Here is a 15016-nt window from a genome sequence, read left to right on the forward strand (position 1 = left end):
TTTGTTATCGCATAGTACCAGTCAGACCGTAACGAATGTCTCGGAACATATTTGTTATGTCACGATTAAAATCGTTTGTAGCTGTGCCGTTACGTAAACGCGTACTCATTGCATCGACACGAGTAAACATGTCATTTCTTACAGAAACATATACGTTTCTATTTCCAACTTCATTCACAACAGCTTGACGAATTTCGTTCGCCATCGCTGTTTCATTCGTCGCTGTATTACGTGGTTTTACCGCAATCGCTACATCGTTTCCATATACAACTGTAGAAACTCGCTCTACGTTATTCATACGTTTCACACGATTCGTAATTTTCTCCGCAGTTTTACCATCATTGTTAATGTATGAATTGTTCATTGTAATATTACGAGTTGGGTGTGGATTAGCAATTTGCCCATTGTAATTTACATCACGATAATAGTTGGATCCTGCATCATTACGACCGTTTCGATATGTTACATAATCTGTATAACGATCGTTACGCGCTACATTATCACGATACTGGTGTGTATCATTATAAGATGTACGCTCGTAATTATAGTTACGTCCATCCATCGCATTATTATCTTTTGGTGTACCACATGCAGCTAATGCACTGGTAACTAACAAAGAAGCAGCAATAACTTTTACTTTCGTATTCAATACAAAAACCCCCTCTGTTAGAATGAACTTCTCTTTCGAAAAGCTCCCCCTTATGATGAGTAACAGAGAGTTTTTTTACACTGTTAATATTTCACTAGGAATTTTCTAGCACTTAATGTAAATTCACCATATTCCTGACTATCACGAATACAAAAAAGGTGGGAATAACCCCACCTTTTTTTAAACTTCCTCTTCGTCCTCTTCTTCTGAAACTGGTTCTCCAAATACGTTTGGTGGGTCCGGCTGATAATACATCGTTCCTGGCTGTGGTGCATATGCTGGCTGAGTTGGTTGATAATATAAAGGATTAGCATATTGTGGTCCACCCGGTTGTGGACTATATAACCTACTTTCTCCTCCGCATCCACAATCTTCTTCACCTTGCACGAGTGGCGGCATATTATTATCCATTGGCATCATATTTGGATTTGGCATAGAGGTATATTGCGGCGCCATTTGTTGATACGGCATTTGATTGTATGGATTTTGTTGCTGATACGGCGGATATGGCGGCATCATTGGCTGTTGATATGGCATCATGTTTGGCATTTGATTGTTATCCATTATCGGCATCATGTTTGGCATTTGATTGTTATCCATTATCGGCATCATGTTCGGCATTTGATTGTTATCCATTATCGGCATCATGTTCGGCATTTGATTGTTATCCATTATCGGCATCATGTTCGGCATTTGATTGTTATCCATTATCGGCATCATGTTTGGCATTTGGTTGTTATCCATTATCGGCATCATGTTTGGCATTTGGTTGTTATCCATTATCGGCATCATGTTTGGCATTTGATTGTTATCCATTATCGGCATCATGTTTGGCATTTGGTTGTTATCCATTATCGGCATCATGTTTGGCATTTGGTTGTTATCCATTATCGGCATCATGTTTGGCATTTGGTTGTTATCCATTATCGGCATCATATTTGGCATTTGGTTGTTATCCATTATCGGCATCATATTTGGCATTTGGTTGTTATCCATTATCGGCATCATATTTGGCATTTGGTTGTTATCCATTATCGGCATTATATTTGGTGGTTGATTGTTATCCATTATTGGCATTATATTTGGTGGTTGGTTGTTATCCATTATCGGCATTATATTTGGTGGTTGATTGTTATCCATTATTGGCATTATATTTGGTGGTTGATTGTTATCCATTATTGGCATTATATTCGGCACTTGAATATTAGGCGGTATTACTTGCGGGATAATAACACTTTCTTTTGATACGTTTGGTGAGACTATGCTTCCTACATTTTCTTTCTTCACTTGCGGCGACACTATATTCCCTACATTCTCTTTCTTCACTTGCGGCGACACTATATTCCCTACATTTTCTTTCTTCACTTGCGGCGACACTATATTCCCTACATTTTCTTTCTTCACTTGCGGCGACACTATATTCCCTACATTTTCTTTCTTCACTTGCGGCGACACTATATTCCCTACATTTTCTTTCTTCACTTGCGGCGACACTATATTCCCTACATTCTCTTTCTTCACTTGCGGTGACACTATATTCCCTATATTGTCTTTTTTCACTTGCGGTGACACTATGTTTCCTATATTGTCTTTTTTCGTTTGCGGAGAAATGACATTGTTAGGTTTCATTTTATTAATTTGAGGAGCAATTAACTCGCTTCCCTTTTTTATTACGTCTGAAATTTTATATTCTTTTTTCGCTTTAATTGGTGGTTGCGGTGGCTGTGGTAATACATTGATAGAAAATTTAGTGTTTTCTTTCGTAGTAGGTTTTAATTTTTCTACTTTCTCTACAACAGGTGGTTTTTGAATGACAGGCGGCTTTTCAACTGGCTTCTCTTTTTGAATCGGAATTTCTTTTTGCACTTCTTTTTGTGGCTTCACTTGCACTTCCTTTTGCGGCTTCACCTGTATTTCTTTTTGCGGTTTTATCTGCATTTCTTTTTGTGTTTGTTGCATAGCTGGTTGTTGTGTAATAGGTGTTGATTGATACGTGATCTCATCTTCATCTTCTATTGCAAGTGGCGTTGGTGTTGATGCAAACTCTTTTTGCTGCACCTCTTTTACATATTGTTTCGGGGGCGCTGAACCCGATCCAGTTTGTTGTTTCACATGAACGCTATGCGATGGCACTTTAATTTTCATCCCTGGCATAATTAGGTCTGGATTGCTAAGCTGTGTATTTGTTTTTTTTAGCGTTTCAAAATCCACTCCGTACTTTTTTGCAATTTTCCAAAGGGTCTCCCCTTTTTGCACGATATGAATTTTCAAATTTTCCCCCTCCTGTATAACTTATCTATAAGTAAAAACACTTTGAAGTAACACTTTCTAAACAACATTAACTTCTTTTACTTTTATCACTTCTTCTATTTTCAATATGATTCGAAGTGGAATAAGCATAGAAAAACCGCAATGATTTCCTCAACACAATGTATGCCTATTTCATCCTTGTTATGATTATATGTACGAAAAAAAGCAACGGAAATCCCGCTGCTTTAAACGCGCTCTAACATACGATTTAATGCAAGAACTGCCTCTTCTGTTACTTGTTTCTCTACACGAATAACGTTAATTTGTTCTCCTCTTTCTATGTTCTCAAGTGCCCATAACAGGTGAGGTAAGTCAATTCGGTTCATCGTTAAGCAAGGACACATAAACGGATTTAGCGAAATAATTTCTTTATCTGGATGTTGCTGAATAATTCGGTTCACTAAATTCATCTCTGTACCAATCGCCCACTTACTTCCCGCCGGAGCTGCTTCAATCATATCAATAATATATTTCGTTGATCCTGCATAATCAGAAGCAGCAACCACTTCATAACAACATTCAGGGTGAACAATAATATTCATATCCGGATGATTTTTTCGCACATTTTCAATATTTTTCACAGTGAAGTTTTGATGAACAGAACAATGGCCTTTCCATAAAATCACTTGAATTTCTTCTATATCTCCATCGTACTCTAATGAATCTGTATGCGGGTTCCACACTGCCATTTTTTCTAACGGAATACCTAAATCATACGCTGTATTTCTTCCTAAATGTTGGTCTGGTAAAAAGACGAGACGCTCTTTTTGTGTAAACGCCCAAGACACCATTTGTTTTGCATTAGAAGAGGTTACTGTTGCCCCTCCATTACGACCACAAAACGCTTTGATCGCAGCTGTTGAATTTACATACGTTAATGGAATCATCGTATCCCCAAATAATTTCGCGAGCTCTTTCCACGCTCTTTCTGTTTGTTCAATATCTGCCATATCTGCCATAGAACAGCCGGCACGCATATCTGGTAAGATGACAATTTGATCATCTGTCGTTAACATATCTGCCGTTTCTGCCATAAAGTGCACACCACAAAACACAATATATTTTGCCTCTTTATTATTCGCTGCAACTTGCGCGAGTTGAAGTGAGTCCCCTGCTGCATCTGAAAATTGCACCACTTCATCTTTTTGATAATGATGTCCTGGAATAAATAGTAATGCCCCCATTTTTTCTTTAATTTCACGGACACGCTCTTCCATCTCTAATGTAGACATCGTTTGATAACGCTCTGGTAACATTACTTCGATTGGCTGAACTTTCTCTAAAATACCCATTTATGATTCTCCCCCTCTAAACCACTCTCATTAGGCCTCAATATTAAAACTAATATCAAGTGCTTTCACTGAATGTGTTAACGCTCCAAGTGAAATATAATCTACCCCTGTTTTTCCGTATTTTGATAAATCTTCAATTGTAATACCACCTGAAGCCTCCGTAACGATGGCACTTGGTACAATTTTTGAAAACTCACGAATCTCTTCTGGCGTACGATTATCGAACATAATAACATCTGCGCCGGCCTCTATCGCTTCTCTCACTTGCGCCTCTGTCTCTGTTTCGACTTCTACTTTCACCATATGTCCCAATCTTTCTTTCACCGATGTAACAGCTTTTGTAATCGAGCCAGCAAAAGCAATATGATTGTCTTTAATCATGACACCATCATATAAACCGAATCTGTGGTTAAATCCGCCCCCGCATACTACAGCATATTTATCAAACATACGTAGTCCTGGCATCGTTTTTCTCGTATCACAAATGCGTGTATGACTGCTATCTAAAGCAAAAACCGCCTTACGTGTCATCGTCGCTATCCCGCTCATACGCTGAATAACGTTTAATATAACGCGCTCTGCCGTTAATAATGATGCGATTGGACCTTGCACGGTTGCAATTATTTCGCCTTTTTCTACAAGATCCCCATCTTTTTTATGAAGTTCAACTTCAATTCTCTGATCAATTAATTTAAATCCTTCTTCAATTACTAAGCACCCTGCAAATACCCCTGTATCCTTTACAAGAAACGTTCCTTTCGCAAGTGCATTATCGGGAAAGATAAGCTGAGATGTTACATCTCTTTCTCCTATATCTTCTAGAAAAAATCGATTTAATGCTTCCTTAACTTTTAACGTATTCATAAAACCCCTCTTCCCCTTATTAAACAAGTTGTAGTTTTCTTCTCACTCGGATAATCTCTTTTTTCACGCTATTTCTTTCTGGATAATCAATGCGATAATGACCACCAATACTGTCTTCTCTTTGCAAAGCTGATACTGTTATAAGCTCACAAACTGTTAACATATTAATAAGCGTTATCTCTTCATTTGTAAGTGCATCATATTGTAAGATCATATTTCGCACACCGTACCTACTAAACCATCTCTGAGCATATGATAAATTTTTCTCAGTTCGCACAATCCCAACATATTTCATCATGCATTCTTGTATTTCTTCTTTCAACGGTAAATCATTAAGAGCTATAAAACTTTTCCCTCTCTCTTCCGGCACATTTTTTCTTTCCTCTGCTGGCTTAGCTAAAATGTGTTTTCCTATTCGTCTTCCAAACACAAGACCTTCTAATAATGAATTACTCGCCAATCTATTCGCACCATGAACTCCATTACAAGCCACTTCACCGACCGCATATAAGTTTGAAATGGACGTCTCTCCGTCACAATTCGTCTTCACGCCGCCCATATGAAAATGAGCGCCCGGTACGACCGGAATAGAATTTTCTTTTAAATCAATACCATTCTTTTTACATAATGATGAGACGGTCGGAAAACGTTGTTCAAAGTTTTGAATGGTTTCGATGTTTAAGTACACTTTTTCACCTGCAAGAAGTTGTTCATGAATTGCCCTTGCCACTACATCACGCGGTGCGAGATCTTTCCCGGGATGTATATCCATCATAAAACGCTGTCCTTTTCCATTTATAAGGACAGCTCCTTCACCACGGACTGCTTCAGAAACGAGACCACAACATCGCCCGTCCACGTATAACATCGTCGGATGAAATTGTACAAATTCTAAATCAACAAGTTCCCCCCCAGCTCGATATATCATCGCAAGTCCATCGCCTGTAATTGTCTCATCATTCGATGTAAAGGCGTACAAACCACCTATTCCTCCTGATGCTAACACCGTATTATCAGCATAGTAACGCTTCAACTTCCCTTCACTATTTCGCGTTAAAGCTCCTATGCATTTATTATTTTCTATAATGAAATCGAGCACCATTTCATGCTCAACGACAGTAACGTTCGGAACTACTTCTTGTATTAAATGCTCTAATAGATTTTTACCAGTTGCATCTCCTCCGGCATGTAAAATGCGCCGTTTTCGATGCGCCCCTTCTTTACCAAGGTGGATCCCTTTTTCATCCCCATCAAATTTCATTCCATTCGTAATAAGCTTACTTATTTCTTTCGGTCCCTCTTCAACTAAATAACGAACTGCTTCTTCGTTGTTATAATGGCAACCTGCCACTAATGTATCTTCAAAATGCCCACTCGGATCGTCATATGTAGCAACTGCTGCTGCAATTCCTCCTTGAGCTAAATGTGTATTATTATTACGTCCTGTTTTTTTTGTGATAATTATCACATTCTTTTCGTGACAAAGCTCTTTCGCAACACGAAGCGCCGCAACGCCACTTCCAATAATCAAGACATCTGCACTTGGCATAATTGTTGCCTCCCACTTTACACTTTCCAACTGTCTTGACACCTATATTTACATAGTTTTAAAATAATGACAAGAGTTTTTTACAATTCTTATTTTCACTACCATTCTAAAAACGAAAACAAATGTCACTCTTACTGAAGAGAGGAAATTACATGATGATATATCTAGATTATGCAGCGACAACACCTATGAGCGAAGAAGCTTTAGAAACATATGTAGAAGCAGCAAAGAAATATTTCGGAAATGAACAAAGTTTACACGATATCGGCGGAAGCGCATCATCTTTATTGCAAGTTTGTAGAGAAACATTTGCAGAAATGATTGGGGGTAAGGAACAAGGTGTATTCTTTACAAGCGGCGGTTCAGAATCTAACTACCTTGCGATTCAATCCCTTCTAAATGCTAGAAATGGAAAGCACATTATTACGACACCTATGGAACACGCATCGATTCGAAGTTATTTTCAATCCTTACAATCGCAAGGTTATACTATTACTGAGATTCCTGTTGATAAAAGTGGGATAATTCATTTAGTAAATTTAGAAGCAGCTATTACAGAAGATACTGCTCTAGCAAGTATACAGCACGGAAACTCTGAAATCGGGACCGTTCAAAACATTGCAGAGATCGGAGCACTTTTAAAAAAATATAATGTTTTATTTCATTCGGATTGTGTTCAAACGTTTGGTAAACTTCCAATAGACGTTAAAGCGATGGAGATTGATAGCCTCTCTGTTTCAGCCCATAAAATATACGGACCAAAAGGAGTTGGAGCTTGCTATATAAATCCGCAAGTTCGCTGGGAACAAGTATTTCCAGGAACTTCTCATGAAAAAGGCTTTCGCCCTGGTACAGTGAACGTTCCTGGAATCGCTGCTTTTTTAACAGCCGCAGAGCATATATTAAAGAATCAAAAGGAAGAGAGCTTTCGTTTTAAACAATTACGATCTTATTTTTTAGAGCAATTACAAACACTTCCTCTAGAAATTGAAGTGAAAGGACATTCTACTTCTTGTTTACCACATATTATTGGGGTTACAATAAAAGGAATAGAAGGTCAGTATACAATGTTAGAATGTAACCGTCATGGTATAGCCATTTCAACTGGAAGTGCTTGCCAAGTAGGTAAACAAGACCCTTCAAAAACAATGCTTGCAATTGGAAAAACGTATGAAGAGGCAAAACAATATGTCCGCTTTTCTTTCGGACATCACACAACGAAAGAACAAATTGATACAACTATTCATGCACTACACACAATTGGAAATCAATTTTATAGAGGTGTTAAATCATAATGAAACAAAATGATCAAAAAAAGATTTTAGGCGAAGAAAGACGACAACTCATCCTTGAGTGGCTTCTTGCTGCAAATGAACCGTTATCAGGGAATGAACTATCTAAAAAGACAAACGTAAGTAGGCAAGTTATCGTTCAAGACATTTCCTTACTAAAAGCACGAAATGAACCAATTATTGCGACTGCACAAGGATATTTATATTTAAAGCCACAAACAAGACAACAAGCTTTCGAACGCGTAATCGTATGCCAACATAAACCGGCAGAAGTACGTCAAGAACTTACTATGTTAGTTGACCACGGCGTTACGATTAAAGACGTAAAAGTTGAGCATCCTGTATACGGCGACTTAACAGCATCGATTATGGTAAGTAATCGCTTCGATGTAGAACAATATTTACAAAAAATCGAAAACACAAACGCTTCCTATCTTTCGCAACTAACAGATGGTATTCACTTACATACAATCGAAGCAGATTCTAAAGAGAAATTAGATGCTGCCTGTGAGGCACTAGATCGAGCTGGATTTCTCGTTTATTAATTAATGTACAGCACAGAGTTTTTCATCATTCTCTGTGCTTTTTTAGTGATATAATATTGAAATCAATTGTAAAGGAGATCAACTATGGGAATTGAACTCGTTCACTTTAGCACTGGTAAACCGAAACAAATGAAATATGGCGAAGATAAAGAAATGATAACAGGTATATGTAAAGATCCTACAGAAGAGGCCTTCCTCTCAAAAGACGGATTCCGTGGTGATGATGTAGCGGATTTAAAACACCACGGGGGACCTGATCGCGCAGTTTGTGTGTACCCACACGAGCATTACGCACTATGGGAAGAGGAATTTCAAACTACACTTCCAGCTTCCACATTTGGCGAAAACATTACCGTAACAAATATGTTAGAGCGTGATGTATGCATCGGAGATACATATCAACTAGGCGAAGCAATCATTCAAGTTACACAAGCGAGAGTACCTTGTAGCACAATTTCAAAACGTCTCGGTATTCCTGGCATTTTGCCACGCATTGTAGCAACTGGATATACTGGTTATTTATGCCGCGTTCTTCAAGAAGGTACTGTACGTCAAGATTCTAAAATTACATTATTAGAGCGTCCATCAAACAATGTATCTGTTTTGTTCTCTAACGAAATTTATTTTCATAATAGGAAAGATAAAGATGGCATTGAGAAGGTTCTTGCTGTTCCAGAACTAGCTGAGATTTGGCGTGGTCAGTTAGAGGATCGTCTTGCGAAGTTAAAATAAATAGAATCCCACCATTTATAGGTGGGATTCTATTTATCTATCACAAAATGTATTATCCGATAAAATTATATCAGCGATTAGAAGGGAAATATCGACAGTTCATCCACCTCTCTTACAACCAATAAGAAGAATAACTCCCCAGCACTGTAACAGAAAAACCGAGTGCTTCAAGTTCCATCATTACGCCTGGCAATAATACGTCATCATATGCTTTATCTACGTCGATTAAGAAAAAGTAATTTCCAAGACCTGTTTTCATCGGGCGAGATTCGATTTTTGATAAGTTTAATTTTCTCCATGCGAAAGCTGATAACACTTGATATAGTGCCCCTGCGTAATCAGCGGGTAACGTTATCATAAGCGTCGTTTTCTCTCCTCGGTTTTCTCCGTTATTTGGGAGTACTGCTTTCTTTTTCTTATGGAGAACAAGGAAACGTGTATGATTGTTTTTATGCGTATGAATATCACGCCTTACAATTGTTAATCCGTATTTTTCTGCCGCTGCTTCATTTGCAATAGCTGCAATTTTTTCTTCAGGATGTTCTTTCACATATTGTGCAGCAGCGCTTGTTGATGTCATATCGCGAACGGTTACCCCTTTTAATTCCTCATTTAAAAATTTATGGCACTGTGCAATGGCATGCGGATGAGAATGTACAGCGTATACTTCTTTCCACACTCCTTCGTACTGCGGGTGTACGAGTAAATGTTGCTGAATTGGCACTGTAATTTCTCCTACAATGGAAAGTGGCTGCTCATGTACGAGATAATCAACCGTTATATTAACTGAACCTTCTATGGCGTTCTCTAACGGTACAACTGCGAAATCTACGTTTTCATTTGCGGCTGCATCAATACAATCTGGAATCGTTCGATACGGTACATGCTCTGCTTCCGGAAAAAAACGACTCACCGCCATATTTGTAAATGTTGCCTCTGGTCCTAAATATCCTACTCGAATCATCGTCTTTTCCCTCTCTTTTTCGTTTTCTTACTGTTATACCATACTTTTTTATATTCTTCTATGTAAATTTCGAATATTTAAAAAAGACTAGCATTCGCTAGTCTAAATGTTTCTTGTATTCTCTTTGAGCGAAGAAGAAATAAATGATACATGCAGCGATATAAAACAGAATAAACAAACCTACTTTTCTTAATGAACCGTCCATAAAGAGAGTATTATGAAACGTATATAACGCAACTGCACTATGCATACTTCCTACTATAATTGGCGCAAAAAATAGCATACACAATTGCCAACGGGAAATCTTCCAAACTTCTTCCTTCGTCATCCCAAGTTTAGAGAGTGCCCCGTACTGTTTACGATCCGATGCAATATTATGAAACCATTTAAAATATACGATACTACATGAAGTAAGGAAGAATAATATACTAATGAATGAGCCTACAAATAGAGTAATATCACCGCCTTCTTTCATATTCACATATAACTCCATATTACTTCGAAATGCATCATTTGCATCTTGTTTCATATGTTTCCGTAAAGCTTCGTTTAATTCTTTCGTATTTTCGATATTTGGTAATGTATAACCTCTATATATCATTTTTTCAGAATCCGGAATTGTATTTGCTATACTGTTAAAATCTTCATCATTCATGACAAAAAACAGACCATTAATGTATGAACGGTGATAGTTAAATTGTATCCCTTCTTTCTGACCGTTAAATGCGAATGGATACGCTTGATTCATTACTTGCAATTGAATCTCTTTTTGATTATATACATTTGGATAATTGCGTTTATTATAATAGACAAGTGTAACTGTTCCTTTTTTAGGATAATACATTTTCTGTTTTTGTTTTCTTGCCTCTTGATTGTATTCACTTTCCTTTATAAGCGGTGCTACCTCTGTTTCTCCCTTATTGGACTGAAAGGATGCATACACTCCAACAAAACTCATATATTGAAAATTATCATATCCATATTGATGTAATAAGTTTTCAACCTTGTCTTTCTCGAAAACTTCATGAGCAGAAGTACCTTTTTCTATGTATGAAAATGAGTGTACTCCTCCGCCACGCCACATATCTTGCATGCTAGAAAAATATAAGAACACCGTACCTGTCGCCGTAACGACAAACGTTGTTGCCATAGACAACAGAAAGAAAAAGCGACTATTTTCCTTCATTCGATGTGACAATTGATTCACTATAAATAAATACGGATATGTATACATAATCTTTTTATTTCGTTTTATCACTTCTAACAATTGGCTAACACCATGTGTAAAAGAAAAATACGTTCCAAAAAAAATAAGTATAGACACAGGGAAAAAGTATAATGCTATCGTTGGCATCGTCACTTGTAGCGCTAGCGCATATCCCGTTCCTAAACAAACAAAGCCGAATAAACAAAGCCACTTTGATGTTTTCCTCTCTCGTTTACCTGTTCGAAATTCTTTTAATAACCGTATGATTTTTATATTCCATATACGTAAAGCACTTATAAAAGATAACAGAACAAAGACGAGCATATATATAACAAACGTTACACCAATCGCTCTCATGTCAAATATGACAGGGAGTTCTTTCGGAAGGCGAAGTAACATGCTAAACACCATAAAAAAGAGTTTTAAAAAAATCATGCCAAGCCCGATACCGAAAATATTAGCGAAAATTCCGATCAATATTTGCTCGGTCATAATCACTCCTATTACGTTAGACTTCGTCGCTCCCATTAACATATATAACCCTAATTCTTTCTTACGTGCTTCTATGAAAATAGAAGTAGAGTACAAAATAAATATGACGAAAAAAGAAATAATTATAACGTTACATATGATAAGTCCCCAGCGTACATTTTGATACCACATCGTCTCTTGCATATACGGATGTACAATGACAGACATGTATGCATAAGAAGCAAATATGGCAAAACAACTACTTAAGAAAAACACTTTATAATTACGCCAATTTCCCTTTATATTTTGTAGCGCCAGTTGCCGAATGTTCATCTATCGTCCTCCTGTACCTTACTACATAGGCAAAAAGCTAGAGGTTTCCCTAGCTTTTCACGTGTTTTAAATATCCTCTTTGCGCGATCATAAAGTAAATGGCAGAAGCTAAAATATAAGCCCCTATTACAATCGCACCTGATTTCCATAAATCGATATAAAGCATTTTCCCTAACGTATGAAGAGCAAACCCACTATGAATTGTACCGATTAAAATTGGGATAAAGAAGATAACACCCATTTGTCGAATTGCAATTTTACGAATTTCTTTATCTGTCATACCGATTCTCTTTAACGATTTAAATTGAATACGATCTTGTTCTTTATCGTTAAACCATTTAAAGTATGTCATACTACAAGCGAAGAAGAAGAACAGTACAGCTACAAAGAAACCGATAAACATCGTAATTGCTCCTGATTCTCTTATATTTTTATAAGCGAGCACCGAGTTATTTAATTCCTCTTGCTTATCTGGTGCAACTTCCTTTTTCAAATCTAACACAAGGTCTTCCGTACTTTTCCAGTCTTCTATATAATAACCGTAATATTTCGTCTTTTCTTCATCTGGTACGAGCTTTGCGTATTTCTCAAAATCTTGATCATTCACAATGAGATATTCACTATCATTAAAAACAGAAAATGGAGTTGGCTCATTTAATTGAACAGACTGCGTTTGTCCGTTAATTTTAAATTCATATGGTTTTGCAAGATCTACCTTCATCATATCTTTCGCCATATCCATTATGACCATCGTTGCACTACCTGGTGCATTATGAACTTCTCTAACTTGCTCCCTCTTTTGTTTACGTGCTTCAGCATTATATTCTTTTTCTGAAACAATCGCCATCGGTACTTCATGTTCACTGTTAAACATCGTGATTTTTTGAGTTCCAGGAAGTTTTACATACGTTACTTCTCGCGCTTCTTCAAATCCGTGTTTTTTTATTAATTCTTTTGTTTTCCCTTCTTTTATGACATTATGCGTATGAATGCCTTTTTCCTCATACGAAATAGCATGCGGGGTACTAGTTACTGCCTTATAACTCATATCCTCAAAAAATACGTACAGTGTACCAACTGCCGAAGATACAACCGCCGTAATGATAGAAATTACAAATAGAAAACGAGCATTATCTTTCATTTTATAAATAAGATTGCTAAGTACGAACATGTTTGGATATGTATAAAAAGATCTTTTTCTTTTTTGCAGTGCTTTTAATACGACTGTACTACCTTGTGTAAACAGTAAATAAGTTCCGCCTATCGTCAGCCCTACAATCGGTAAAAACAGTATGATAAAATTCATAAATGTCACTTGGAAGCTAAGTACATATGCAACAATAATACATCCTATACCAACTACACATAACGATGTAAATGCAAAAGGTTCTACTTTTTGTTTTCTTGCTTCTCTTAATAAATCAATAATTTGCAAGCGCCCTACTGTCCAAACACTAAACAATGATAGGATTAAAAATAGAATAAAGTATACACCAGCTGTAATAAGAATTGCTTTACTATTCCATACGAGTGGAAGTGTTTTATCTATTTTCAATATTACGCTTAATGCTTGGAAAAATAATTTTGAACAAAGCATGCCAAGCCCAATACCTACTACAATTGCAATACTACCTAACATAAGCTGTTCTAATATAATCATTCGGCCAAGTTGAGATTTTGTTCCGCCTATTAATGTTAATAGACCAAACTCTTTTTTTCTTGCTCGTAAAAATGTTGAATTCACATATAAAATAAAGAGTGCTGAGAAGATGACTACAATATAATTCATCGATTCTAGCCCTTTTGAGATCATATCCCTCATACTAATATTACCGCTTACGACATCTGGATGATAAATGAAGGAAGCATACATGAAAAATACGACAATCGATAAACAGCTACTAATAAGAAACGCTTTATAATTACGCCAATTTCCTTTTACGTTATTAAGCGCGAGCTGGCGAAAGTTCATGATATTCTCCTCCTAGCATCGCAAGTACATCCAGAATTTCTTGGAAAAAGGCTTGTTTCGTTCTTCCCTTATGTATTTCCGAGAAAATTTCTCCGTCGCGAATGAAAAGAATACGTTCGCAATAACTCGCCGCTACTGGATCATGCGTTACCATTGCAATTGTCACTTTCTTTTGTTCATGTAAATCTTGCAACGCGCTCATTAATGATTTTGCTGACTTCGAATCTAAGTTTCCAGTTGGCTCATCCGCTAAAATTAGCGTAGGTTCATGAATGATTGCTCTCGCTGCTGCTGCACGTTGTTGTTGTCCGCCTGACACTTCATATACTTTTTTATTTAAAATTTCTTCGATGTTTAAAAACTTTGCAATCTCAAGCACTTTCGCATCGATTTCATTTACAGATTTCTTCGCCATTACAAGTGGTAAAATGATATTTTCTTTAATCGATAACGTATCAAGTAAGTTAAAATCCTGGAAGATGAATCCTAAATGTGTACGACGAAACTCCGCTAATTTTGCAGCACGCATTTGATTAATTTCTTCACCATTTACAAGCACATGACCTGAAGTTTGCTTATCAATTGTTGCTAATAAATTTAAAAGCGTTGTTTTTCCGCTTCCTGAAGGCCCCATAATCCCTACAAACTCGCCTTCTTCAATTTTAAAATTTATATCATTTAAAGCAGTCGTCGCTACTGAACCTTTTGATTGGTACACCTTTGTTAACCCTTTTACTTCAAGAACACTCATTTCTAATCCCCCTACGTGTTTTCTTCTTACATTTACTATAAGAAAAATAAGAAAAAGAAACGAGTGATTTCCCTTACAAAACGTT

General features: G+C 36.9%; 11 protein-coding genes and 1 pseudogene. 3 read left to right on the plus strand and 9 right to left on the minus strand.

Annotation, left to right across the window (positions count from 1 at the left end):
• Nucleotides 1-4: 4 nt before the first annotated feature.
• From QCI77_RS22600 to nadB, 5 genes and pseudogenes are all read right to left on the minus strand, one after another.
• On the minus strand, nucleotides 5-649 hold the full coding sequence (locus QCI77_RS22600) for a YhcN/YlaJ family sporulation lipoprotein (protein WP_353825497.1): 645 nt from the start codon (nucleotides 647-649) through the stop codon (nucleotides 5-7).
• 2114 nt (nucleotides 650-2763) lie between these two features.
• Nucleotides 2764-2920 (minus strand): annotated as a pseudogene (safA, locus tag QCI77_RS30965) (SafA/ExsA family spore coat assembly protein); the annotation flags it as partial.
• A gap of 224 nt (nucleotides 2921-3144) precedes the next feature.
• Complete coding sequence (gene nadA, locus QCI77_RS22610; RefSeq protein WP_002088797.1) at nucleotides 3145-4251, minus strand: quinolinate synthase NadA; 1107 nt, start codon at nucleotides 4249-4251, stop codon at nucleotides 3145-3147.
• A 30-nt stretch (nucleotides 4252-4281) separates the two neighbouring features.
• On the minus strand, nucleotides 4282-5115 hold the full coding sequence (gene nadC / locus QCI77_RS22615) for a carboxylating nicotinate-nucleotide diphosphorylase (protein WP_002067403.1): 834 nt from the start codon (nucleotides 5113-5115) through the stop codon (nucleotides 4282-4284).
• A gap of 19 nt (nucleotides 5116-5134) precedes the next feature.
• Nucleotides 5135-6664, minus strand: coding sequence for an L-aspartate oxidase (gene nadB, locus QCI77_RS22620; RefSeq protein WP_002067402.1), 1530 nt, complete (start codon nucleotides 6662-6664; stop codon nucleotides 5135-5137).
• A 152-nt stretch (nucleotides 6665-6816) separates the two neighbouring features.
• Between nadB and QCI77_RS22625 the strand changes: the two genes are divergently transcribed.
• The 3 genes from QCI77_RS22625 (at nucleotide 6817) to QCI77_RS22635 (ending at nucleotide 9233) form a co-directional block, all read left to right on the plus strand.
• A complete protein-coding gene (locus QCI77_RS22625) occupies nucleotides 6817-7959 on the plus strand; it encodes an IscS subfamily cysteine desulfurase (RefSeq protein WP_353825499.1) in 1143 nt (380 codons plus the stop codon).
• Nucleotides 7959-8501 carry a transcription repressor NadR gene (locus tag QCI77_RS22630; RefSeq protein WP_002034157.1) on the plus strand — a complete coding sequence of 181 codons (543 nt, stop codon included), beginning with the start codon at nucleotides 7959-7961 and terminating at the stop codon, nucleotides 8499-8501. Before QCI77_RS22625 ends, QCI77_RS22630 begins: the two co-directional genes overlap by 1 nt.
• An 84-nt stretch (nucleotides 8502-8585) precedes the next feature.
• The gene (locus QCI77_RS22635; protein WP_002088802.1) at nucleotides 8586-9233 is read left to right on the plus strand and encodes an MOSC domain-containing protein; all 648 of its coding nucleotides are present in this window, start codon (nucleotides 8586-8588) and stop codon (nucleotides 9231-9233) included.
• Nucleotides 9234-9345: 112 nt separating this feature from the next.
• Here the strand turns inward: QCI77_RS22635 and pheA are convergent, their stop codons facing one another.
• The 4 genes from pheA to QCI77_RS22655 form a co-directional block, all read right to left on the minus strand.
• Nucleotides 9346-10197, minus strand: coding sequence for a prephenate dehydratase (gene pheA / locus QCI77_RS22640; RefSeq protein WP_002192473.1), 852 nt, complete (start codon nucleotides 10195-10197; stop codon nucleotides 9346-9348).
• A gap of 97 nt (nucleotides 10198-10294) precedes the next feature.
• On the minus strand, nucleotides 10295-12208 hold the full coding sequence (locus tag QCI77_RS22645; protein ID WP_353825500.1) for an ABC transporter permease: 1914 nt from the start codon (nucleotides 12206-12208) through the stop codon (nucleotides 10295-10297).
• A 49-nt stretch (nucleotides 12209-12257) separates the two neighbouring features.
• Nucleotides 12258-14180, minus strand: a complete 1923-nt coding sequence (locus tag QCI77_RS22650) for an ABC transporter permease (RefSeq protein WP_353825501.1) — start codon at nucleotides 14178-14180, stop codon at nucleotides 12258-12260.
• A complete protein-coding gene (locus QCI77_RS22655) occupies nucleotides 14155-14931 on the minus strand; it encodes an ABC transporter ATP-binding protein (protein WP_000114530.1) in 777 nt (258 codons plus the stop codon). The genes QCI77_RS22650 and QCI77_RS22655 overlap by 26 nt, the downstream gene beginning before the upstream one ends.
• Nucleotides 14932-15016: the final 85 nt, after the last annotated feature.

This window comes from Bacillus cereus group sp. MG9 (genome assembly GCF_040459995.1).
Classification (GTDB): domain Bacteria; phylum Bacillota; class Bacilli; order Bacillales; family Bacillaceae_G; genus Bacillus_A; species Bacillus_A mycoides.